This is a genomic window from Pseudomonas sp. WOUb67 (genome assembly GCF_050058005.1).
Lineage (GTDB): Bacteria > Pseudomonadota > Gammaproteobacteria > Pseudomonadales > Pseudomonadaceae > Aquipseudomonas > Aquipseudomonas putida_R.
The window spans coordinates 378587-400950 of sequence record NZ_CP170112.1; the positions used below are offsets into that span (position 1 = coordinate 378587).

Genomic DNA, 22364 nt, shown 5'->3' on the forward strand with positions numbered 1-22364 from the left:
ATGTTCACTGCCCTTCAGGCCTGTGCATCACCTGTGGGAGCGGGTTTACCCGCGAAGAGGCCGGCACAGGCAAACATCTGCCCGCAGAAAGCCGTACCATCTGCTGAAAACGTAGGACATGCCCTGTATCTCTAGTCGAATAAGCAGGGACAAGCACCGCGGCGTTATACTCTGCCGCCTGAATTTCACTCACGGACTACAAGGACTCGCCCATGAAAGCGTTCGGCAAAATCCTGGGGCTGGGGCTTCTCGGGTTGCTGCTGATCATCGTGGCGCTGGGCTTCGCCCTGACCCACCTCTTTGATCCCAACGACTACAAAGACGAGATTCGCCAGCTGGCACGCGATAAAGCTCACATCGAGCTGACCCTCAACGGTGACATCGGCTGGAGCCTGTTCCCGTGGCTGGGCCTGGAGTTGCACGAAGCAAGCATCGCCACCTTGGCCAAGCCCAAGGAGCCGTTCGCCGACCTGCAGATGCTCGGCCTGTCCGTGCGTGTGCTGCCGTTGTTGCGCCGCGAAGTGCAAATGAGCGACGTGCGCGTCGAGGGCCTGAACCTGACCCTGGGCCGCGACGAGCAAGGCCATGGCAACTGGGAAGACATCGGCAAGCCGCTGCCCGCGCAGAACGGCACCCCCGCCGATGCGCAGGCCAATGCCCCCGCCCAGGCACCCGCCGAACAGAAGCCTGCGCCTGCCGACGGCAACGAGCGTGCCGTCAAGCTGGACATCGACAGCCTGACCGTGAACAACGCCCGCGTGCAGTACACCGATGCCAAGACCGGCCAGAACTACAGCGCCGAGAGCATCCAGCTGAGCACGGGCCCGGTCCACGAAGGCGCCAACATTCCGCTCAAGGCCAGTGCCTTCATCAGCGCCAGCGAGCCGAACATCAAGGCCCGCACCGAGCTGGCCGGCGAACTGCGCTTCGACCGCAAGCTCAAGCGCTACAACTTCGAAGACATGCGCCTGTCGGGCGAAACCTCGGGTGAGCCAACCGGCGGCAAGACCGTGACCTTCGCCGCCCAGGGCCAGCTGCTGGTCGACCTGGCAGCCAATGTCGCCTCGTGGAGCGGCCTGAAAGTCTCGGCCAACCAGCTGCGCGCCCTGGGCGAGCTGAATGTGCGCGACCTGGACAAGGCGCCACAGCTGAGCGGTGGCCTGTCCATCGCCCAGTTCAACCTGCGCACCTTCCTCGACAGCATTGGCCGCCCGCTGCCGGCCACCAACGACCCGGCAGCCTTCGCCAAGCTGGAGCTGGTGACCCGCCTGCAAGGCACAGCAAACAGCCTGGCCCTGGAAGACCTGGCCGTGAAACTGGATGACAGCACCTTCAGTGGCCGTGTAGCCGTTGAGGACTTCGCCAAACAGGCCCTGCGCCTGCAACTGAAGGGCGATACCTTCGACGCTGACCGCTACCTGCCTGCCAAGAGCGAAGAGGCCAAGGGCGCCACTGCCGCACGTCAGGCCGAGGTCAAGCAGCAAGAGGCCAGCGTCGTCGCCGGTGCTGGCACCACACCATTGCCCAACGCCCCGACCCAGGTGGCCTGGAGCGATGACAAGCTGCTGCCGGTCGACCGCCTGCGCGCCCTCGACCTGCAAGCCGACCTGGCCTTTGGCTCGCTGACTGTGGACAAGCTGCCGATCGAAGACGCCCAGCTCAAGGCCATCGGCCAAGGCGGCCTGCTGACCCTGCAAACCCTGCGCGGCGAGCTGTACAACGGCACCTTCGAAGCCAAGGGCACGGTCGACGTGCGCCCTGCCGTACCGCAACTGGGTGTGAACACCAACATCCAGCGGGTGCCGGTAGAGCACTTCATCAAGACCGAAGGCAAGGACCAGGCACCACCGGTCAAAGGCCTGCTGACCCTGACCAGCGACCTGACCGCCAGCGGCAACAGCCAGAAAGCCCTGGTCGACACCCTCAACGGCAGCGCCAACTTCACCATCAATGATGGCGTGCTGGTCAACGCCAACCTGGAACAGCAACTGTGCCAGGCCATCGCCACCCTCAACCGCAAGACCCTGAGCGGCGAGCCACGCGGCAAGGACACCCCGTTCCAGGAACTGCGCGGCAGCCTGGTGGTGCGCAATGGCGTTGCCAGCAACCCGGACCTCAAGGCGCGCATCCCGGGCCTGACCGTCAACGGCCACGGCGACCTCGACCTGCGCGTGCTGGGCATGGACTACAACGTCGGCGTGATCGTCGAAGGCGACCAGCGCGCCATGCCGGACCCGGCCTGCCAGGTCAACGAACGCTATGTGGGCGTTGAAGTGCCGCTGCGCTGCCGTGGCCCGCTGGAGCTCGGCGCCAAGGCCTGCCGCCTGGACCAGGGCGGCATGGGCAAGGTTGCCGCCAAGCTGGCCGGCAACCGCCTGAAAGACAAGATTGATGAAAAACTCGAAGAGAAACTCGGAGACAAAGTGAGCCCGGAAGTAAAAGACGCACTCAAGGGGCTGTTCAAGCGATGAGCCCCGAGCAGTTCTCCAGCGCTGTGCTGGACTGGTACGACGAGCACGGCCGGCACGACCTGCCCTGGCAACAGGGCATCACCCCGTACCGGGTGTGGGTGTCGGAAATCATGTTGCAGCAGACCCAGGTCAGCACCGTGCTCAACTACTTCGACCGGTTCATGCAGGCCCTGCCGACCGTGCAGGCCCTGGCCGAGGCGCCGGAGGACGAAGTGCTGCACCTGTGGACAGGGCTAGGCTACTACACCCGCGCACGCAACCTGCAAAAGGCTGCAAAAATCGTCGTCGCGCAACATGGCGGCGAGTTCCCGCGCAGCGTCGAGCAGCTCACCGAGCTGCCCGGCATCGGCCGCTCCACCGCCGGTGCCATCGCCAGCATCAGCATGGGCATTCGCGCGCCGATCCTCGACGGTAACGTCAAGCGCGTGCTGGCCCGCTTCACCGCCCAGGCCGGCTACCCCGGCGAGCCCAAGGTGGCCAACCAGCTGTGGGCCACGGCCGAGCGTTTTACCCCGCAGCAGCGGGCCAACCACTACACCCAGGCCATGATGGACATGGGTGCCACGCTGTGCACCCGCAGCAAGCCCAGTTGCCTGATCTGCCCATTGCAGCGCGGCTGCGAGGCGCACCTGCACGGCGAAGAAACCCGCTACCCAGAGCCCAAGCCGCGCAAGGCGTTGCCGCAACGGCGCACGCTGATGCCACTGCTGGCCAACCACGAAGGCGCCATCCTGCTTTACCGCCGCCCCTCCAGCGGCCTGTGGGGTGGTTTGTGGAGCCTGCCGGAGCTGGACGACCTCGCACAACTCGACGACCTGGCCTATCAGCACGGCCTGCGCCTGGCAGGCAGCCGGGCCATGGAAGGCCTGACCCATACCTTCAGCCACTTCCAGCTGGCAATCGAGCCCTGGCTGGTGCGCGTCGACTTGGTCGGCGAGCACGTGGCCGAGGCCGACTGGCTCTGGTATAACCTCGCCACCCCGCCGCGCCTGGGCCTCGCCGCCCCGGTCAAAAAGCTGCTTGAACGCGCAGCCGACGAACTGATTGCAGGAGATGCCCGATGACCCGCACCGTGATGTGCCGCAAGTACAACGAAGAACTGCCAGGCCTGGAGCGCCCGCCCTACCCCGGCGCCAAGGGCCAGGACATCTTCGAACACATCTCGCAGAAAGCCTGGGCCGACTGGCAGAAGCACCAGACCATGCTGATCAACGAAAAGCGCCTGAACATGATGAATGCCGAGGACCGCAAATTCCTCCAGGCAGAGATGGACAAGTTTTTCGCCGGCGAAGAATACGCCCAGGCGGATGGCTACGTTCCACCGGCCGAATGACCCCAAAAATCGTAAGCGACGGAATTAATTTAAAATTTTTTCAAAAAGTCGTTGACGAGCGGTCCGGAAATCTATTTAATTCACCTCGTCGCCCAGATAGCTCAGTCGGTAGAGCAGAGGATTGAAAATCCTCGTGTCGGCGGTTCGACTCCGTCTCTGGGCACCACCTTCAAGCTTCTGGTGGTTGCAAAGTTACCCGAAGCGACACAAGAAACCCGCCTAGTGCGGGTTTTTTGTTGTCTGCGATTTTTGCTGAAGGCTTGGCAGCTAACTCACGTTGCCGCCAACCTGCATAAAGCCCTACCCCACTGAACGTGGCAACACCTCGGCATGGAGCCGCACCCCAAGCGCCGCCATCACTTTCATGATGGTCGCCAGGCTTGGGTTACCTTCGGCAGACAACGCCTTGTAAAGCCCTTCCCGAGTGAGCCCGGTATCACGTGCCAATTGAGCCATGCCACGGGCGCGAGCGATGTCACCCAAGGCAGCAGCGAGCAGTGCTGGGTCGTTTTCCTCCAGACAGGCCTCAAGGTACAAGGCCATGTCCTCTTCTGTCTTCAAATGGTCCACAGCGTCCCATTTGGTCAGTTTGATATTTGTCATGATGGCCTCCTAGAGGTCACGAGCCAGCTTGAGAGCAGATTTGATATCCCTGGCTTGGCTAGCAAAGCTGCGAACCACCCTCGGTAGGTATCGGTTTGAATTAACGTATGCATGGAAGGGAATGTAAACCACAGTTCACACTACAGCCAATTCGTAGCTGTTTCAAACTGTTTTATGGCAGGCTGCCGATCCGCTGGGCATCAAATGGCTTCGAGGAATACGGGCCAGCCGCCCAGCTAGGCTGAAGGGATTAGAAGTTTGCCATGGCGCTGCAATAGTCAGCCTTGCGCCTGGCCACTTCCTCAGTTTTATCCAAACGCTTGAGCGTACCGCCGCACGCGCTGTAGCCGTGCACCACCAGCTCGTAGTCAGCGCCTTTCTCCGGCACAAACGAGAACATGCCCAGGCAGTTCTGCACGCTGTTGTAACCCGCCGAGCGGCCACCGTCGAGAAAATGCAGGGTAAACGGCTTGCCGGCAGGCACCAGCACTTCGCTGACTGCGTCATCGGCCTGGACAGGTGCACCGGCCGGCATGCCCAGGGTTTCGCCATTGCGGTCGGCAAAACCTTTGGTGGGCACCGCAATTACACCGGCACCCGGGCTGTACCAGTCCACACAGTCCTTTTCCGGCACCGCACGCACCATACCGTCGGCGACCACCCGCAGGCGTGCGGTATCACCGCCACTGGGCGAGCCGTAAGGCGTATTGAAGGATTTGACTGCAGCAATGTTGCCGCAGCCGGCGAGAGCGGCGGCCAGCAGGCCGAGCATGACGGGTGTTTTCATCCGTGAATGTCCTTTGCGCGAATGCCGAATGTCCGGCAGCGTGACTCAGACCCGCCAATGCCGCTTGGGTTTCACAGCCATCTGCGATTCAATACGCACTTTTCCAGCACCACCCAAGGACTCGAGCCCCCATGGCCACCCCTACCAAGCAACAGAAACGCGCCAAACGCGCCGCCAGCAAGGCCAAGCAGAACCGCATGGTACGCAGCGGCCAAGCGGTCAAGGCCAGTGCCGGCGACAGCGCCAGTGTCGAGCAGGTGTACAACAAGGCCATGGAGTCGGGCAGCTACGACGCGATGTTCGAGAAGATGAAGGAAGCCCAGGAAGGTGGCCTGGTACCGATGATCTCGGTATTCCTGGTAGACCCGCTGCTTACCCTGGTGCTGAAGGGGCACAAGGAAGAACACGCCACCGACTACATCGTGCTGGTGTTCAACGCCTACCGCAAATGGCTGGACGGCGCCGATGAAGAGGCCACCATGGCCTGGCTGGAAAGCGATGAGTTCCAGGATGCCTACATCGCTGCATCCGAGCTGGTGGCCAAGCAGCAGCAACTGCAGAAGCAGTTTGGCTGACAGAGCCATGTAACCTGTTTCGACCCTTTCGCGGGTGAACCCGCTCCCACAGGCCCGACCACGGCGCCACCCGTGTAGGAGCAGCCTTGTGCTGCGAAGAGGCCATTGCAGGCGAAGATGATTTCGAGCCTTGCCGGCCTCTTCGCAGCACAAGGCTGCTCCTACAGGGCTTGTGTTTGCCCTGAAATCGACGCAGCCAGGTGGAGCAACAAAAAAGGCCGCGCCCTTCACAGGGCGCGGCCTTTTCATTTCAGCCAGCGCGGATCAGTTGTCCAGCGCCACCCGCCCGGCAGCTTCACGCTTGCGGTGCACCAGCAGACCAGCCGCCACCACACCAATGCTCAGCAGCGCGGTCGCGATGATTTCGGCGCGGTGGTCTTCACGTACCGCCATCACTGCCAGCACGGCAACGATGAAGGCAATGGTCGCCCAGGTCAGGCCCGGGAACAGCCACATCTTGAAGGCGATCTTCTCGCCACTGGCTTCACGCTTGGCACGCATGCGCAGCTGCGAAATGGCAATCACCAGGTACACCAGCAGGGCAATGGCGCCAGAGCTGGCCAGCAGGAATTCGAACACCTGGGCCGGGGCCACGAAGTTGGCGAACACGCAAAGGAATGCCGCTGCAGTGGACAGCAATACCGCCACGTGCGGGGTCGCCGCCTTGGTGGTGCGCTGGGCGATGGCCGGGGCGTCGCCACGCTTGCTCAGCGAGAACAGCATGCGCGAGGAGGTGTACAGCGCCGAGTTCAGGCAGCTGGTCACGGCAATCAGCACCACGATGTCGACGATCAGCTTGGCATTCGGCACGCCGATACGGCTCAGCACGGTCTGGTAGGAACCGGTTTCGGCCAGGGCCGGGTCGTTCCACGGCACCAGGGCCACGACCAGGAAGATCGACACCAGGTAGAACAGGCAGATACGCCAGATGACCGAGTTGGTGGCGCGGCTAATCTGCTTGCCCGGGTCTTTCGATTCGGCAGCGGCGATGGTGACGATTTCAGTACCCATGAACGAGAACATAGTGGTCAGCATGGCTGCCAGCACTGCGCCCAGGCCGTTAGGCATGAAGCCTTGGGTATCGAACAGGTGGCTGGCACCGCTCACCTGGCTGCTCGGTACAAAGCCGAACAGGGCCGCACAGCCCACGGCGATGAAGCCGATGATCGCCAGCACCTTGAGCAGGGCGAACCAGAACTCGAACTCACCGTAGTTCTTCACGCTGCACAGGTTGGTCAGGGTAAGTGCCAGAGTAATGATGAGGGAGAAGGCCCACAGGTCAACCGCAGGGAGCCAGGCATGCAGAATGGCCGCGGCAGCGTTGGCCTCCAGCGGAATCACCAGCACCCAGAACCACCAGTACAGCCAGCCAATGGTAAAACCGGCCCAACGCCCGATGGCGCGGTCGGCATACGTCGAGAACGAACCGGTGTCTGGCGAGGCGACCGCCATTTCACCCAGCATGCGCATGACCAGCACGACCAGCGTACCGGCAGCGGCGTAAGCCAGCAGCACGGCCGGGCCGGCCGCTGCGATGGCGTGGCCAGAGCCTACGAACAGGCCGGCACCGATGACGCCAGCGATGGACAGCATGGTCACATGCCGTTGTTTGAGCCCCTGAGCGAGGTCATTGGAATTGTTACCGCTCATTAAAACTACCTTTGTAAGGAGTGGACCACTCCGACTGCGGAAACGGAGCGCGCCTGGGGTTGATCTAGGCGTCGCTGCAATCGGCGGTTTCCTAGTGGCAATAAGCGCGCCATCTGCTGAATGCATTCGTCAGAAAATTCTGCGGGCCTTTTAGGACGCGGTTTGGAGGGCTTTCGGCCAGACCTTGACCGAAAGGACGCCAAATCATCAGATTACTGAAATACCCACTTACAAACGCACCAAAGGTGCTCCCCGGTAACACCTGTGCACCACCGCAATGCAGAAAAGTGCAACCCATGGGTACAACCCTTGTACCTCAGGGTGGCCTTCGCGGTTGAACCCGCTCCCACAACCGAAAGGTCGGGTTTACCCCTCGAATGGGCCAAAACCGCTTCCATGAGCAGGCTAAAGCTGGCACCATCGCGCCTTTTTTCATCAAGGCTCTGGTGCTGGGCGACACCTTCGCGGACATCTGCGCGACGTTGCGCTGCAGCGATGCGACAAACTGCCCCACCAGTGCCCCGAGTCCCTGGCAACCCTGTTGGCCGCCATAATGCCGCTATGCTAGCTTGGCGCACGCCAGGAAGGCCGCCAATAGCTGGGAACGCACCCGAACACATGAGGACCGCACATGGCTCAGGCCACGCCCGCGCTGGAAATCCGCAATCTGCACAAACGCTACGGCGACCAGGAAATTCTCAAGGGCATTTCGCTGACCGCACGCGACGGTGACGTGATCTCCATCCTGGGGTCGTCCGGCTCCGGCAAGTCCACCTTGCTGCGCTGCATCAACCTGCTCGAGAACCCGCATCAGGGCGAAATCCTGGTCGCCGGCGAAGCCCTCAAGCTCAAGGCTGCCAAAAACGGCGACCTGATCGCCGCCGACAACCGCCAGATCAACCGCCTGCGCAGCGAAATCGGCTTTGTCTTCCAGAACTTCAACCTGTGGCCGCACATGTCGATCCTCGACAACATCATCGAGGCGCCACGCCGCGTGCTCGGCCAGAGCAAGGCCGAGGCCATCGAAGCCGCCGAAGCGCTGCTGAACAAGGTTGGCATCTACGACAAACGCCACAGCTACCCCGCCCAGCTTTCCGGTGGCCAGCAACAGCGTGCCGCCATTGCCCGTACCCTGGCCATGAAGCCTAAAGTCATCCTGTTCGACGAGCCCACTTCGGCCCTCGATCCGGAAATGGTCCAGGAAGTGCTAAACGTTATCCGCGCATTGGCCGAAGAAGGCCGTACCATGCTGTTGGTAACGCACGAGATGAGCTTTGCCCGCCATGTGTCCAGTGAAGTCGTCTTCCTGCACCAGGGCCTGGTAGAAGAGCAGGGATCGCCGCAGCAGGTCTTCGAGAACCCGACCTCGGCGCGTTGCAAGCAATTCATGTCAAGCCACCGCTAACGGAGCAATACATGCACACTTACAAGAAGTTTCTCCTGGCAGCTGCTGCCACGCTGGTGATGTCGGCAAACGCCATGGCCGCAGAAAAACTGCGCATGGGTATCGAAGCCGCCTACCCACCGTTCAACAACAAGGATGCCAGCGGTAACGTGGTTGGCTTCGACAAAGACATCGGCGACGCCCTGTGCGCCAAGATGAAAGTCGAATGCTCGGTCGTCACCTCCGACTGGGACGGCATCATCCCGGCCCTGAACGCCAAGAAGTTCGACTTCCTGGTGTCGTCGCTGTCGATCACCGACGAGCGCAAGCAGGCCGTAGACTTCACCGAGCCGTACTACTCCAACAAGCTGCAGTTCATTGCGCCGAAAAACGTCGACTTCAAGACTGACGCAGCGTCGCTGAAAGGCAAGTCCATCGGCACCCAGCGCGCCACCCTGGCCGGCACCTACCTTGAAGACAACTTCAAGGGCGTCGACGTCAAGCTGTACGACACCCAGGAAAACGCCTACCTGGACCTGGTGTCCGGCCGCATCGACGGCATCCTGGCCGACAAGTACGTGCAGTACGAGTGGCTGAAGAGCAAAGACGGCTCGAACTTCGAGTTCAAGGGCGAGCCGGTGATGGACAGCGACAAGATCGGCATTGCCGTGCGCAAAGGTGACACCAAGCTGCGCGACGACCTGAACAAAGCCCTGGCCGAAATCAAGGCCGACGGCACGTACAAGAAAATCAACGACAAGTACTTCCCGTTCAGCATCGAATGACCCGCCCTGACCGGCGCGCCCAGGTGGCGCGCCAGTCCCTAAAATGACCTGCCCATGAATATCGACCTGCACGGATTCGGTCCGGCCATGATGGCCGGCACCCTGATGACCGTAAAACTGGCGCTTTGCGCCTTGCTGCTGGGGCTGGTGCTGGGCCTGCTCGGCGCCCTGGCCAAAACCTCCCCGCTCAAGCCGCTGCAATGGCTTGGCGGCTTTTACTCGACCCTGGTTCGCGGCGTGCCCGAACTGCTGTGGGTGCTGCTTATCTATTTCGGCACCGTCGGGCTGATGAACAGCCTCGGCGAAGCCCTGAACATGCCCGGCCTGGAGCTTAGCGCCTTCGCTGCGGGTGTAATCGCCCTGGGCCTGTGCTTCGGCGCCTACGCGACCGAAGTGTTCCGTGGCGCCATTCTGGCGATTCCCAAGGGCCACCGTGAGGCCGGCCTGGCGCTGGGCCTTTCCAAAGGCCGCATCCTGTCGCGGATCATCCTGCCGCAGATGTGGCGCATCGCCCTGCCGGGCCTTGGCAACCTGTTCATGATCCTGATGAAGGACACCGCCCTGGTGTCGGTGATCGGCCTGGAAGAAATCATGCGTCACTCGCAAATTGGCGTGACCGTGACCAAGGAGCCGTTCACCTTCTACATGGTCGCGGCCTGCATCTACCTGGGCCTGACCGTGCTTGCCATGACCGGCATGTACTTCATGGAAAAACGCGCCGCTCGCGGCTTTGCGAGGGCTGAATAATGAATTGGGAAGTCATCTTCAAATGGCTGCCTCGCCTGGCCGAGGGCGCAATCCTGACCTTGGAGCTGGTGGCCATTGCGGTGGTTGCCGGTTTGATCCTGGCCATCCCGCTGGGCATCGCCCGCTCCTCGCGCCACTGGTACGTGCGCGCCGTGCCGTTCAGCTACATCTTCTTCTTCCGCGGCACCCCGCTGCTGGTGCAGCTGTTCCTGGTCTACTACGGCCTGGCGCAGTTCGATGCGGTGCGCTCCAGCTCGCTGTGGCCGTACCTGCGCGATCCGTTCTGGTGCACGGTGCTGACCATGACCCTGCACACCGCTGCGTACATCGCCGAGATCCTGCGTGGCGCGCTGCAGTCGATCCCCAAGGGTGAAATCGAAGCGGCACGGGCGCTGGGCATGTCGCGGGGCAAGGCGCTGGTCTACATCATGCTGCCCCGTGCCGCGCGCATCGGCCTGCCGGCGTACAGCAACGAAGTGATCCTGATGCTCAAGGCCAGTGCGCTGGCCAGTACCGTGACCCTGCTGGAACTGACCGGCATGGCCCGTACCATCATTGCCCGTACCTACCTGCCGGTGGAGATCTTCTTTGCCGCTGGCGTGTTCTACCTGGTGATCTCGTTCCTGCTGGTGCAGGGCTTCAAGCTGCTGGAGCGCTGGTTGCGCGTGGACGCCTGCCAGGGTCGCTGAGACCTTACTGGCCATTTCGCGGGTAAACCCGCTCCCACAGGTCCATCACAGGCCTTGAAACCTGTGCTAATCCTGGACTGCCCCCAAGAAGTTGGACACCAATCCAATTTCTGGGGGTGTCCACATGAGCAAGTATTCAGACCAATTCAAGCTTACTGCCGTTCAGGCTTACCTGGAGAGCGGTGAAGGCTTCCGAACAGTAGCTCAACGATTTGCCGTGGATTTCAGCCTGCTGCGGCGCTGGGTCTCAAGCTTCCAGAAGCATGGTCAGTTCAGTCTGCGCAAATTAGGCCAGCGGTACAGTGCGGCCTACAAGTGCTCAGTCCTTGAGTACATGCATAAACATCAGCTTTCCTTGCGTCAGACCGCCGCCCATTTCGGTCTCGGTCAGTCTTCCCAAGTAGGCATTTGGGCGCGGCAGCACTACAGTGGTGATCCTGCACCGTTTGCTCCCAAGAGAAGAAAACCCGCTGCCATGCCGAAGAAGCCTTACCCCGTTAAACCTACGACTTCCGATGACACAGAGAAAAGCCGTGACCAGTTGCTGGCTGAGCTTGAGTGGCTGCGCATGGAGAACGCTTACCTAAAAAAGCTGGAGGAACTGAAGAAGCAGGAACGAAGGCAGCCCAAAAAGCCCTGATCGTATCGGAGCTCAAGGACCGGTTTCCCTTGGCTGCCGTTCTGCAGCTGGCTGATTTGCCACGCAGTACGTTCTATTACCAGCTTCAAGCGCAGGCCAAACCTGACAAGCATGCTGCTCTGAAGCAGATGATTCATCGTGTCTATCACGAGGAAAAAGGGCTTTACGGTTACCGGCGCGTTGCAATCGTGATTCGCAATGGCGGCACCTTGGTTAACAAGAAGGTGGTGGAACGTTTGATGGTCGAGCTTAATCTTCGCTCACTCGTACGGCCAAAAAAGTACCGGTCGTACAAGGGGGTTGTCGGCACCATCGCGCCCAACCTGTTGGAGCGAAACTTCCTTGCGCAACGCCCGAATCAGAAGTGGGTGACCGATGTTACCGAGTTCAAAGTGGCCCAGGAAAAGATCTATCTCTCCCCTGTGATGGACTTGTACAACGCCGAAATCGTGGCCTACGAAGTAGCCAGCAGGCCGTGCCTTGGGCTGGTTACCAACATGCTGGACAAGGCCTTCGAGCGCCTGGGAAACAAGCCGAAACTGGTGCTTCACTCGGATCAAGGCTGGCACTACCAACACTCGCAGTACCGCCACAAGCTGGCAGAGCAAGGGCTGAAGCAGAGCATGTCACGCAAAGGAAACTGCTTGGACAATGCGGCTATGGAGAGCTTTTTTGGTACGCTTAAGTCCGAGTTTTTCTACCCGAAGCGCTTCGAGAGCGTTGAAGAATTGAAAGCCGGTCTGGACGAGTACATCCACTACTACAACCATGACCGCATCAAGCTGAAGCTCAATGGCATGAGCCCTGTGAAATACAGGACCCATGCCGCTGCGGCTGCTAGCTGAAACTGTCCAACTTTTCGGGGGCAGTCCATCCTGTGGGAGCGGGTTTACCCGCGAAGAGGCCCTCAAACCCAACACACATCTACCCATGCCCAGCCACCTCCACAGCCACCACCTAAGCACCCGCTTCCAGGCCCTCGACCAGTTCCTGATCGAGCACCAACAGCTGTGGAAACCGCGCCCCTTCACCACCCTGCAGCTGGGCTGGGAAACCGCCCACCCCGAGCTTGCCGCCCACCTGCGCCAATGCTCCCTGGCAGACGCCGAAGCCGACAGCGCCACTGACCGCTTGCCCGCCCCCTTCCCGCAGTTGGCCGAACAAGCGCAACAGCTCGCCGCCCTCGGCAGCCTCCCGCAAACCGACCTGCCACCGGCCGCCCACCGCCTGGACGTCGCCGTCCCCGGCCGCAAATGGCAGCAGATCGAAGCCTTCGCCAGCCACCTGAGCTTCCACCACCAGCCGCAACACTGGCTGGACTGGTGCTCCGGCAAAGGCCACCTCGGCCGCCGCCTGCTGCAGCCCGGCCAGCAGCTGACCTGCCTGGAATACGACGCCGAACTGGTCGCCGCCGGCCAGGCCCTGAGCGCCCACCATCACCTGCCAGCGCAGCACGTGCATCAGGATGTGATGGCCAGCGACAGCGCTCGACACCTCGCCGGCGACAAAAGCGTGGTTGCCCTGCACGCCTGTGGCGACCTGCATGTGCGCCTGATGCAACTGGCCAGCCAGCAAGGTTGCCGGCAACTCGCCGTAGCCCCCTGCTGCTACAACCGTATTGCGGCGCCGCAGTACCAGGCGTTATCCACAGCCGCGCAGGCGTCGCCCCTAAGACTGTCGATGGACGACCTGGGCCTGCCCCTGAGCGAAACCGTCACCGCCGGTGCCCGCGTGCGGCGCCAGCGCGACACCTCGATGGCCCGGCGCCTGGGCTTCGACCTGCTGCAACGCCAGCAGCGCCAAAGCGCCGAATACCTGCCAACGCCGTCGCTGCCGGTAGCCTGGCTGGAAAAGCCCTTCAAGCAGTACTGCCGCGACCTGGCCGACCTCAAACAACTGCCCTTGACCGGCAACCCGGACTGGGCCGCCCTGGAGGCTGCCGGCTGGCAACGCCTGGCCGAGGTACGCAACCTGGAGCGCGTACGCAACCTGTTCCGCCGCCCGCTAGAGTTGTGGCTGGTACTCGATCGCGCCCTGTTCCTCGAAGAACAAGGCTACGCCGTTCGCCTGGGCTTGTTCTGCGACTATCCACTCACCCCACGCAACCTGCTTATCCTCGCGGAACGCGACCGTTAGCCGCAGCACAACCTGTGGATAAGTCTGTGAACAAGCTTTTGATTACCTGTTGGATCCGAGCGCTATTTCAAGCGTTTGGCTTATTCCTGCTTGCAGCTCAAGGCCAGTAAAAACAGGCGTTTGCGCAAAGACCAGCGGCGCAGCGATCCGGCATGCCTTTCGCGCAAGTCGTCAATGCTACTTGTGCATAAACATTTCTTGTGGTTGGCGCAAGCGGCTTTTGTGGGAGCGGCCTTGCGTCGCGAAAGGGCCGCAAAGCGGCCCCGGCGATCTCACATTTTCAATGTGATTTATGTTTGGCGATCTCGATATCGTTCATCAACGCCTTGGCCATGTCGCACAGGTAATCGGCTGCACCAAGGAATTTATGGTCGTCCTCCATATCCCCCTCGCGCACCAGGTGCTTGATATAGCCCATCAGAATCGAGACATGCTCATAGGCAGCATCGACCGGGACGCCGGGCTCTACGCGTAGCAGATTGAGGGATGGGTTGCCGGCTGCGAGGAAGGTTTCCACGCCTGCGGTGGTGATTGGCTCATCTTGTTTCATGGCAAATCCTCATTCACGAAAGGAGGCTGCCAGAAATCTTTCTCACGGATTTGGGGCGGCAGCCGTACGCGGGGTGAGAAACCGAGTGAATAAGGAAGCCCGGCCAGACCGAGGTCTGCCCACGTACGGCCACCATGACAGGTAGCGCTTATTCAAAGTCGGGCTCTCACACCCGGTCACCTGAGCGACCCGAAAACGGTATCTGTGAGCCACTTCCCCGACAACAGCGATACTTCGGCGGCGCGCGTAGGATACGTCCGAAGCATCCAAACCCTGAAGCGCTTGGCCCCCTGGTTCAGAATTTCCTTACGCAAATTGCCGCACTTACACGGTCCCTGTGGGAGCGGGTTCACCCGCGAAGAGGCCATGCCAGACAACACAAGGCTAATGCCCCACCGCCGTAACGGTGTATCATCTGCCCCCCAAATCATTAAAAAGTGACGTCGCGCGCTGCCCGCCAGCCCCGCGGCCTTCTGGCGTTGTGCCAGAACCGACAATGGACCAACGGACCTGACCATCGTGACCCAAGCCAAACCTCTCGCCCTGTTGACCTTCGCCCTGGCCCTTGCAGGCTGCGCCGGCGGCACCTCGCCCCACCCAAACAGCAACCTGGGCTGGAACCACCCCGGCATGCAACTGGGCGGCGACAACGGCCTGCCCCTGCGCACCGAAAGCCCCTGCCGCAAGCGCGGCTGCGACAACGACAAGCTGTTCTTCAACCCGGGTAAAAGCGAGCCAAGCGTCAACACGATCCACCGCGGCTGGTAGGAAAATTCTCCTTTTAGGCCGGTGACTTAGGTCTTTTTCGAACATTCGCAAGGAAGTGGTTTACAGGCGCCAAACGATCGTTATAATGACGCCCCATTGCCGGTATAGCTCAGATGGTAGAGCAACTGACTTGTAATCAGTAGGTCCCGGGTTCGATTCCTGGTGCCGGCACCATACGCAATACTCAAAAGGCTCACCGAAAGGTGGGCCTTTTTTGTTTTCGGTACCGCAAATGCCTTGAAGCCAGCGCAATCGGAGTGGGAGCTGGCTTGCCTGCGATGGGCTGCGCAGCGGCCCCAGCAATCCCAAGAAAACACATTTAGCTAATCAACAGCGCAGCTCAGCCAACAGACACGTCTTCAAACAGAAACGCTTTGACTTGCCAACCGGGCCCCGCTACGATTTTATCGTAAATTTTAGATAATCCTGTTGAGGCAAGCCCATGGCACTTCAATTCCACGAAAGCCCCTTCCACGTTACCCACGATGCAGAAACGGCCAGCAAGATGGCATTGAAGATGGACCTGTCTATTTTCATCACTGACTGCATCAAGCAAATGGGCCTCAAGCAACACGAAGCCGCTGCCAGGCTGAACGTGGCCCAGTCCCGGGTATCCGAGCTGGCAAATGGCAAGATCGAGAAATTCACGCTGGACGCCATGATGGACATGCTCGACAAGCTCGGCTTTCGCACTAGCCTTGTTCTGCCCTCGAACGATGCGGGCGCCCTACCTCAGATTGTCATCTCGCAAGTACACGGTAACTAAACCCTGTAACCCATCTTTCTGAGTTCCAGCTTCAGCTCCTTCATTCGAGCCTCAGCGACCTGCATCGCGTGCCGGTCCGACCTGTTGGTCGTTTTCACGAACGAATGCAGCACAACGACCATGTCTGCGTACTTGGCCACGTAGACGCATCTGAATGCCGGGCTGCCGTTGATGATGAGCTCAATCGCCCCCGCTCCCACCGAGTCCGTCAGTGACTTGATCGGCCGCTCGGGGTCCTGCCCATACTGAATCCGCCGCAGGTCCTTTCCGAAGTCATCCTGCACATCCTGTGGCAGGTCCTTGTACTCACGCTCAGCTGCAGCACTGACGAATGCAAACTTTCTCAAAGCGGTACCCGGAGAAGATCACTAAAGGGTGTGGAGGGCGTGGATGCCAGAGGCTAGGGAATCTAGCGCAGTTGCATACGCTTGACGGCTGAAAAACTGTTTCTGGATTTCGCCCGTTGGACCGTGAAAACCGATGTCCGAGAACACGGTGAATGCCGCGCTCAGGACGATGGTCTACGACACCAAGGTGGATATCTGCGGCCACGGGTTCCGAGCCATGGCGTGCAGTGCGCTGGTCGAGTCCGGGCTGTGGTGGGAGACGGCTATCGAGCGGCAGATGAGCCACAAGGAACGCAACAACGTACGGGCCGCTTATACCCACAAAGCCGAGTTCCTCGAAGAGCGCCGGATGATCATGACCTGGTGGAGCCGGTTTCTGGAGGCGAACCGCGAGGACCATGTGACGCCGCATGAGTTTGCCAAGCAGACGGGCGAGAACGTCACGCGCCTTCGCAGCGCCAAGAGGACCGAGTAACCCGCCGCACCACCACCTCAAACTCGCTGTGAAGTTACCCACAGCACCCCATGAAGCTCCTCCGCGCGGGTCCTTTCAAACGGGGCTGCAAAGCCGCCCCGTTTGAAAGGACCATACCTAAGAAAAAAACTGCTGGCACAGCATACGTCTGTGGAAAACCACTGATGTCCACTGGGGGATAGTTTTATCCACAGGCGCTAAATCCCCGAAATCGCTTTGCTTGACGAATATTGTCCCCAGGCGTAGACCGGAAGTTGCAAGAGCTGTCGATGACAGCACCCCAGGTGGCCCGAACCTTCAAGGCCACGCCGCTCTCGCGGTGGTTCTCCCCAAGGGCGATTAGCATTCGGCAGCTCGCCCGGTCACTACCCATGTGATGAATGCTCTTACACATATAGCGCTCGTGCGCCAGATACTCCGTACCTCGCTGCCCTGCAGCAACCTATCCGCTTGGCCGAAATATTGCGCCAACCTGTGCCCGTCTCTTTCTTCTGGAAAGAGACGGGCACTTCTACCACTGCTGCAGCCCTGATCGCACAAGGCTTTGCGGCATTCCCCCTCGTGACAATCGGCGTGACAAACACCGATGTCACCAGCAACAGCGCTGTAGATGATGGTGCCGCAGACCAAGGAATGGACTGCACCTGACTGACAGTCAGGCACGCCCCGGTCATCGCATTGCTGCGTTCACCCGGCTCAGGATCTTCAGGCGCTGGCCTCGTCAGCCAGTGCTGCCTCCACCCGCCCACCGGTAACGGTGTTCAGGAGGCCAGATCATGAGATGCCCTTGCTCCCGGACGTAAGGAGCCGCCAGTCCCGCGTAGAGGACACTCCCCACAGGTCGCAGGGGCCTTGATCCCTGATAACACTCAGCATTCTTGGCGGGATGACGTGGGGCGAGGATCGAAGAGCGGACGATGAGGTGACCGACATGGCATTGGTGGGTAAACGCGATGGCCGTAACTTCGGCTACGGCAGGCAATTGAGCTACGCAGGTCCGCAAGCGCTCAAAGACATGTTCGGCGGCGGTCACTACGGCACGGTGAGGGCACACTGTGATCGGTGGCAGGCATTCGTGAAGTGGTGCCGCTCCGATCAGGGCCCCGGTTTCAATGATGCGCGACAGATTGATCGGATGGTGTTGACCGACTATGCGGTGTATCTGCGTGACCTGGTTGGGCGCGGTGATCTCGCCATCAGCACCGCACAAAATCGGCTATCTAGCGTTAACAGGACTATGGCGGCGCTTCGCGGTGATCAGTGCGTGAAATTGCCAAGCCCGAGCAAGGCGTTAGGAATGCAGCGCACCGGGGTTCGACACTCAGTGCCTCAGGGCCAAGACCGCGAACACGTTAAGCAGATCGTCGATGCGCTTTGCCGCTGTGACCAGAGACGAGCCGCAGCGATTGTCCTGTTGGCGCGAGCCACCGGCATGCGCTTGCGTGAGGCCATCTTGGCTGACCTGCCACGGCTTAGCCGTGAGGCTGAAGCCTGCGGCAAGATCAACATCCAGGACGGCACGAAAGGCGGCCGGGGCGGTGCATCGGCACCCCGATGGATTGAGGTGGATAACCATATTCGTCATGCACTGAGGTTCGCGACGTCAGTGTCGCCAACCGGTAGCCGCAACATGATTGCGCAACGCGAAAGCTACACAGATGTTGTGCAGAGAGTAGCTGGAGCATCGCGGGAAATCCTCCATGAATACGGACTGAAAGGATTTCATGAATTGCGCGCCGCATTTGCATGTGAACGCTATGAACAAATCACCCAGCACCGTGCGCCCATTAACGGTGGCCATTGCTATGGCGTAGACCGGCAACTCGACCGCGAGGCCCGCATACAGGTCAGTTATGAGTTGGGGCATGGTCGGATCGAGATAGTCGCTGCTTACATCGGGAAGCGGGTATGACAAGAACGTTCGATATCGAGGTGCTTTTGAGTGGAGTGCTAACGGGGTCGAATGCGACGCGGCAGCGGCACCTACGACAAGCGAAGGTGATCCAAGCTGCAATAGAGGAGCGATGGAAGCTACAGACACCATGGGCGTGGCAAAGGAAGCATGTTGTTTGGTTCCTAGAAAATCGACTAGCCAAACACAGTGAGGCCACGCGCTATCAGTATTTCCTGACGGTGAAGCTGCTCACCTTTCGGCTAAATAAATGCTGGACGTTCGACCTCCGAACGATCGCACCCCGGAGCCCATAACGTATGGCATTTAGTCATGCTCGCGTATCAGCCAGCCCGGCCAGACGTCGCAGGTATATGGCCCCATGCCAGATGGCTGCCTGCCATCTGGCATGAAATCACTTTGCAGGATTCGCCTTCAGATGCTAAAACGCCATCAGTCATACGTTTTTCTGCCGAAACCTCGAAAGCGGACGGCGTCGAATGGCAAGGATGCAATTTCGGACGGTTCCTAAGGTAGCCAATGTCATTCTCCTTGCATGGTATTTAGGCTCAGCTGGACTCTACCGTTATGGTCACCTTGGATTTCATTGCTGCACTACAAGCTAGAGACATTTCGTTTACAAATTTCAGAAATGCACTTAAAAACCATAACCTTCCAGCATCCACCGGCTGGGACCCGACGGTAGAAAAGCTGAAGCCAGGACTTACTGGGCAAGATAAAGAGAAGTATGCTGTAGCCATTGAGAGCATTCACAATGAGCTAACTAGCTTCGGTGACAAATGCCTTAAAGTGTTTGAAATAGACTCTGTCTATCTCAAAGCTCTAATTGAGAGCATGGCTAAAGACTTCGTCTGCGACTCTGACTTGTCTGGCCACTATCCTTACCCTATGCCTAGGGACGAACTTCAAGAGTATAATGGGGGTGCTACCTGCGTTGCATACATGCAGATCGGAAATCAGCACGACTTCATTCTTTGCTCTAAGATACGTGTCACTGAAAGGGAGGAAATGCCGGGCACCGCGCTGGGTGATGAAGCTGTCCAAGACTTTGGTGCGTTTGATGAGCTTATTGGAATTAGGAGACGGCCTGTTCAACTTTTCGACGTCATCTCCATTGACCCTGTAGCTGGCTATCTTGACATTCGGCTAGACGGCCTAAAAAAAATCAGTGCCGAAGATCTCAAACTCAGGGTCACAGCTATTGAGCGAATCATAAATGAATTCGCAAAAAAAAACTTGGAAGTCGATAGAATCTTAGCCAACCCTATAAATTTCTATCCTGCCATTGAGCGGCTCTACGAAGCTCCAGACGGTACTATTGGCGAGTTGGGGCACGTCACTGATGCCGCAGGCATATATAAAGAAAAAATGCGACGAAAGGATCTGGACGTAAGAAAAGATCCATACCATCATGGCGGGACAGAGGCCGTTAAGAACCTCAATCCCTTTTCCATTTCCAAACGTTGGATTTCGGAACAAGGTTATGGATACCCTGAAGTTGCGATCCCAGCACACTTCTCCGTTGCAAGCAGCGAAGACCCCGTAATTGACATGATTTACATTTTGGGCTGCACTTGCATTGAGGACTACAATTTCGTGATGATGAAAGTCCTTTAAGATCATGACCAGAGAAGAGATAGTAGCCCTAATAGAAGAAAGCGCACCATCAGAGCCACTGATGAGCGCAAGTCTTCTTATGGTTGACTATCTCCTTTCTGACAAAGTTATCAACCACCTTACATTTACTAGAATAAGTAAAATAATAAGCGCCCCTGACATTTCATTGGCGATATTAACAGTCCAATACCTCACCGGGTATCCTCTTCGAATACTCGAAGCGAAATTCGAATTCATAGATGGTGATGAATCGTATCCAGTCACGTCGGAAGAGTTAAGCGAAGCTAGACGCACTGGCGTATTTTACCACCCAGAAAGCGGCCAAAGTTTCGAAGGCTTCGAGACAAAAATCTATCCCTATTTTACTATTGGCCAAGCCTTCTCACAGGAGGCGCAATAGTGAGCAAGACATCAATTGGCGACTACAGCCTCAACGACCTGAAAGTTTTGGCACCGCACATTCCCGGGATAGGAAACTTCATAAATCGGCTATTAGCCGATAGCTACGAAGACTTTGTCGAAGCGTTGCGCATCGATATTGATGAAATAGTCTCAAAACTTCAAGAAAACCCCGAATTATTGTCCGAAGACGGGGAAGATCGACTCACATCTGAAATAAAACGAAGCCTCACACACATGGGTTACAAGGCTACGCATGACGAAAAAATTGGCGGACATTCCGATTTGGCGGTCAGAGGTCAAAAAAACTATTTATGGATCGGCGAAGCAAAAATACATAGTTCGTATGACTATCTCTATCAGGGCTTTCAGCAGCTAACAACACGCTACTCAACTGGAGATGTTAACCAAGACCAAGGAGGGATGCTGATATACATTAGGAACCGCGATGCGAATGCAGTTGTTACAAACTGGCGACAGCATTTACGGGAAAAATCTCTAGATAGTTTCGAAGAAAGCGACTGCAAACATCGCCCTAACTTTGCCTTTATCACAAAGCACAGCCACTCTAGATCAGGGACCCCGTTCACGGTTCGACATATTGGAGTCATCCTTGGTTTCGATCCTCAAGACCGTCGCTGAGTGCTCTAGCTTCTTCATCGTACTTAGCGCCAGGGCGCTTATAACTTAGTGCCGAGATCGACCTTTTTCGAGCCCCCCGGAATCTCTAGGAAGGCTCACATGCAGAAGCCAGTTAAATACCTAAGGATAGTTTTAGGGATAGAAAATAAATATCTTTACAATTAAGTGCATATATTTCAATTATTTATAATATTTTTCGACTCTTGGTGCCGCACCATACGCAGTATCAAAAAAGGCTCACCGAAAGGTGGGCCTTCTTTGTATCCGGCCGCGAGATCTGACTCAGATGGCGAATTCCCCCAGCCTTGCGCAAGACGTTGCACAGTCCGCCATGGCGTTCTCAAAAGCGTTTCGGCAAACCCCTCCACGATGGTTTGCGTTCCGCCTGTTTTCCATGTTTCCCACTGAATGCTGCGAATTCGCAAGTTTGCTGCTGGCGTGGTTTCTGTATGAGGAACATGAGGGCATTACCATCGACGTGGTAACGGGTGAGCTGAAGGTAGATCCGGAGCAACGGCACATCTGGCTTAGGCTCGAAGGGCACAATCTGGATATCACTGCTGACCAATTCGATGCGACCCTCCCTCACACGCTCATAACCCAGCCCGGGGGATGGCATGAGAGATACACCGTGATTCACACGGCGCCATTCCAAAGTGATTTTCACGAAGACTACGGGGAAGATTACCGGCCAGACATCATCGACGACTACAAGGCCTTGGCACATAACGCACGGACGCAGTTCAAATCATAGGAAAAAAGCTTGCTCACGCTACGAGGCAACCGTCGCGGCGATCCGGCCGTAGAGCGCGAAACCCCTTGGCCCTTCTAGGCTGCACCGGCGCGCAGAAAAACTGAATTCGCAAGCACGCCGCGTCTTCTGTAGGAGCGACCTTGTGTCGCGATGGGCCGCAAAGCGGCCCCGGCAATCTCAGACCAGAACACCAAAAGCTCAAGCCCACCGGCAGGACTCAAAAAAATCCTATCAGGTGCTTCTCTGCTCCAAGCTCTCCCACCCCAAGCGCGTCCATTGGCCATGTAGTGGCTGGCGAACGTGTGACGCAGAACGTGAGTAAGCTGGCCAGCTG

Annotated in this window: 22 protein-coding genes, 2 tRNA genes and 1 pseudogene; 20 read left to right on the forward strand and 5 right to left on the reverse strand. The window is 58.6% G+C overall.

Annotated features, from left to right (window positions below):
- Positions 1–212 precede the first annotated feature (212 nt).
- From ABOC32_RS01720 to ABOC32_RS01735, 4 genes are all read left to right on the forward strand, one after another.
- The gene (locus ABOC32_RS01720) at positions 213–2471 is read left to right on the forward strand and encodes an AsmA family protein (RefSeq protein ID WP_426809939.1); all 2259 of its coding nucleotides are present in this window, start codon (positions 213–215) and stop codon (positions 2469–2471) included.
- The gene (gene mutY / locus ABOC32_RS01725; RefSeq protein ID WP_426809940.1) at positions 2468–3535 is read left to right on the forward strand and encodes an A/G-specific adenine glycosylase; all 1068 of its coding nucleotides are present in this window, start codon (positions 2468–2470) and stop codon (positions 3533–3535) included. Before ABOC32_RS01720 ends, mutY begins: the two co-directional genes overlap by 4 nt.
- Positions 3532–3804, forward strand: coding sequence for an oxidative damage protection protein (locus ABOC32_RS01730; protein WP_043203962.1), 273 nt, complete (start codon positions 3532–3534; stop codon positions 3802–3804). The genes mutY and ABOC32_RS01730 overlap by 4 nt, the downstream gene beginning before the upstream one ends.
- 90 nt (positions 3805–3894) lie before the next feature.
- Positions 3895–3970, forward strand: a tRNA-Phe gene (locus ABOC32_RS01735).
- Between the two features lie 134 nt (positions 3971–4104).
- On the opposite strand, the gene ABOC32_RS01740 is transcribed toward ABOC32_RS01735, so the two are convergent.
- Positions 4105–4407, reverse strand: coding sequence for an addiction module antidote protein (locus tag ABOC32_RS01740; protein ID WP_029887656.1), 303 nt, complete (start codon positions 4405–4407; stop codon positions 4105–4107).
- A 250-nt stretch (positions 4408–4657) separates the two neighbouring features.
- Positions 4658–5194, reverse strand: coding sequence for a hypothetical protein (locus tag ABOC32_RS01745; RefSeq protein WP_426809941.1), 537 nt, complete (start codon positions 5192–5194; stop codon positions 4658–4660).
- A 131-nt stretch (positions 5195–5325) separates the two neighbouring features.
- Between ABOC32_RS01745 and ABOC32_RS01750 the strand changes: the two genes are divergently transcribed.
- Positions 5326–5769 carry a hypothetical protein gene (locus ABOC32_RS01750; RefSeq protein WP_043200355.1) on the forward strand — a complete coding sequence of 148 codons (444 nt, stop codon included), beginning with the start codon at positions 5326–5328 and terminating at the stop codon, positions 5767–5769.
- Positions 5770–6033: 264 nt separating this feature from the next.
- Here ABOC32_RS01750 and gabP read toward each other — a convergent pair whose 3' ends face one another.
- Positions 6034–7419, reverse strand: coding sequence for a GABA permease (gene gabP / locus ABOC32_RS01755; protein ID WP_426809942.1), 1386 nt, complete (start codon positions 7417–7419; stop codon positions 6034–6036).
- 631 nt (positions 7420–8050) lie between these two features.
- Between gabP and ABOC32_RS01760 the strand changes: the two genes are divergently transcribed.
- From ABOC32_RS01760 to ABOC32_RS01785, 6 genes are all read left to right on the forward strand, one after another.
- Positions 8051–8824 (forward strand): ABC transporter ATP-binding protein, encoded by a 774-nt coding sequence (locus ABOC32_RS01760; RefSeq protein ID WP_426809943.1) that lies wholly within the window; start codon positions 8051–8053, stop codon positions 8822–8824.
- Between the two features lie 11 nt (positions 8825–8835).
- Positions 8836–9588 (forward strand): ABC transporter substrate-binding protein, encoded by a 753-nt coding sequence (locus ABOC32_RS01765; RefSeq protein WP_012270084.1) that lies wholly within the window; start codon positions 8836–8838, stop codon positions 9586–9588.
- Between the two features lie 54 nt (positions 9589–9642).
- Positions 9643–10335, forward strand: a complete 693-nt coding sequence (locus tag ABOC32_RS01770; RefSeq protein ID WP_086976944.1) for an ABC transporter permease — start codon at positions 9643–9645, stop codon at positions 10333–10335.
- A complete protein-coding gene (locus ABOC32_RS01775; protein ID WP_426809944.1) occupies positions 10335–11024 on the forward strand; it encodes an ABC transporter permease in 690 nt (229 codons plus the stop codon). Before ABOC32_RS01770 ends, ABOC32_RS01775 begins: the two co-directional genes overlap by 1 nt.
- A gap of 124 nt (positions 11025–11148) precedes the next feature.
- Positions 11149–12509, forward strand: a protein-coding gene (locus ABOC32_RS01780; protein WP_426809945.1) for an IS3 family transposase whose coding sequence is annotated in 2 segments (ribosomal slippage) — positions 11149–11617 and positions 11617–12509 — 1362 coding nt in all. Because the reading frame shifts where the segments join, the coding sequence is not laid out codon by codon here.
- An 85-nt stretch (positions 12510–12594) separates the two neighbouring features.
- Positions 12595–13800 (forward strand): methyltransferase, encoded by a 1206-nt coding sequence (locus tag ABOC32_RS01785; RefSeq protein ID WP_426809946.1) that lies wholly within the window; start codon positions 12595–12597, stop codon positions 13798–13800.
- 280 nt (positions 13801–14080) lie between these two features.
- On the opposite strand, the gene ABOC32_RS01790 is transcribed toward ABOC32_RS01785, so the two are convergent.
- The gene (locus ABOC32_RS01790; RefSeq protein WP_043200347.1) at positions 14081–14350 is read right to left on the reverse strand and encodes a DUF3077 domain-containing protein; all 270 of its coding nucleotides are present in this window, start codon (positions 14348–14350) and stop codon (positions 14081–14083) included.
- A 519-nt stretch (positions 14351–14869) separates the two neighbouring features.
- Between ABOC32_RS01790 and ABOC32_RS01795 the strand changes: the two genes are divergently transcribed.
- The 3 genes from ABOC32_RS01795 (at position 14870) to ABOC32_RS01805 (ending at position 15884) form a co-directional block, all read left to right on the forward strand.
- Positions 14870–15118 carry a hypothetical protein gene (locus ABOC32_RS01795; protein WP_234228204.1) on the forward strand — a complete coding sequence of 83 codons (249 nt, stop codon included), beginning with the start codon at positions 14870–14872 and terminating at the stop codon, positions 15116–15118.
- A 98-nt stretch (positions 15119–15216) separates the two neighbouring features.
- Positions 15217–15292 (forward strand) — tRNA-Thr (locus ABOC32_RS01800).
- Between the two features lie 268 nt (positions 15293–15560).
- A complete protein-coding gene (locus tag ABOC32_RS01805) occupies positions 15561–15884 on the forward strand; it encodes a helix-turn-helix domain-containing protein (RefSeq protein WP_426809947.1) in 324 nt (107 codons plus the stop codon).
- Here the strand turns inward: ABOC32_RS01805 and ABOC32_RS01810 are convergent.
- Positions 15881–16231, reverse strand: coding sequence for a type II toxin-antitoxin system RelE/ParE family toxin (locus ABOC32_RS01810; RefSeq protein WP_426809948.1), 351 nt, complete (start codon positions 16229–16231; stop codon positions 15881–15883). The two genes, ABOC32_RS01805 and ABOC32_RS01810, sit on opposite strands and share 4 nt — an antisense overlap.
- A gap of 127 nt (positions 16232–16358) precedes the next feature.
- On the opposite strand from ABOC32_RS01810, the pseudogene ABOC32_RS01815 reads away from it, so the two are divergent.
- The 6 genes and pseudogenes from ABOC32_RS01815 to ABOC32_RS01840 form a co-directional block, all read left to right on the forward strand.
- Positions 16359–16706: pseudogene (locus ABOC32_RS01815) on the forward strand (tyrosine-type recombinase/integrase); the annotation flags it as partial.
- A gap of 931 nt (positions 16707–17637) precedes the next feature.
- Complete coding sequence (locus ABOC32_RS01820) at positions 17638–18618, forward strand: integrase domain-containing protein (RefSeq protein WP_426809949.1); 981 nt, start codon at positions 17638–17640, stop codon at positions 18616–18618.
- Between the two features lie 567 nt (positions 18619–19185).
- A complete protein-coding gene (locus ABOC32_RS01825) occupies positions 19186–20235 on the forward strand; it encodes a hypothetical protein (RefSeq protein WP_426809950.1) in 1050 nt (349 codons plus the stop codon).
- Positions 20236–20239: 4 nt separating this feature from the next.
- Positions 20240–20635, forward strand: a complete 396-nt coding sequence (locus tag ABOC32_RS01830; protein WP_426809951.1) for a hypothetical protein — start codon at positions 20240–20242, stop codon at positions 20633–20635.
- Positions 20635–21276 (forward strand): hypothetical protein, encoded by a 642-nt coding sequence (locus ABOC32_RS01835; RefSeq protein ID WP_186703136.1) that lies wholly within the window; start codon positions 20635–20637, stop codon positions 21274–21276. Before ABOC32_RS01830 ends, ABOC32_RS01835 begins: the two co-directional genes overlap by 1 nt.
- Before the next feature lie 286 nt (positions 21277–21562).
- Positions 21563–22030, forward strand: a complete 468-nt coding sequence (locus tag ABOC32_RS01840) for a hypothetical protein (protein ID WP_426809952.1) — start codon at positions 21563–21565, stop codon at positions 22028–22030.
- The last annotated feature ends 334 nt before the right edge of the window (positions 22031–22364 follow it).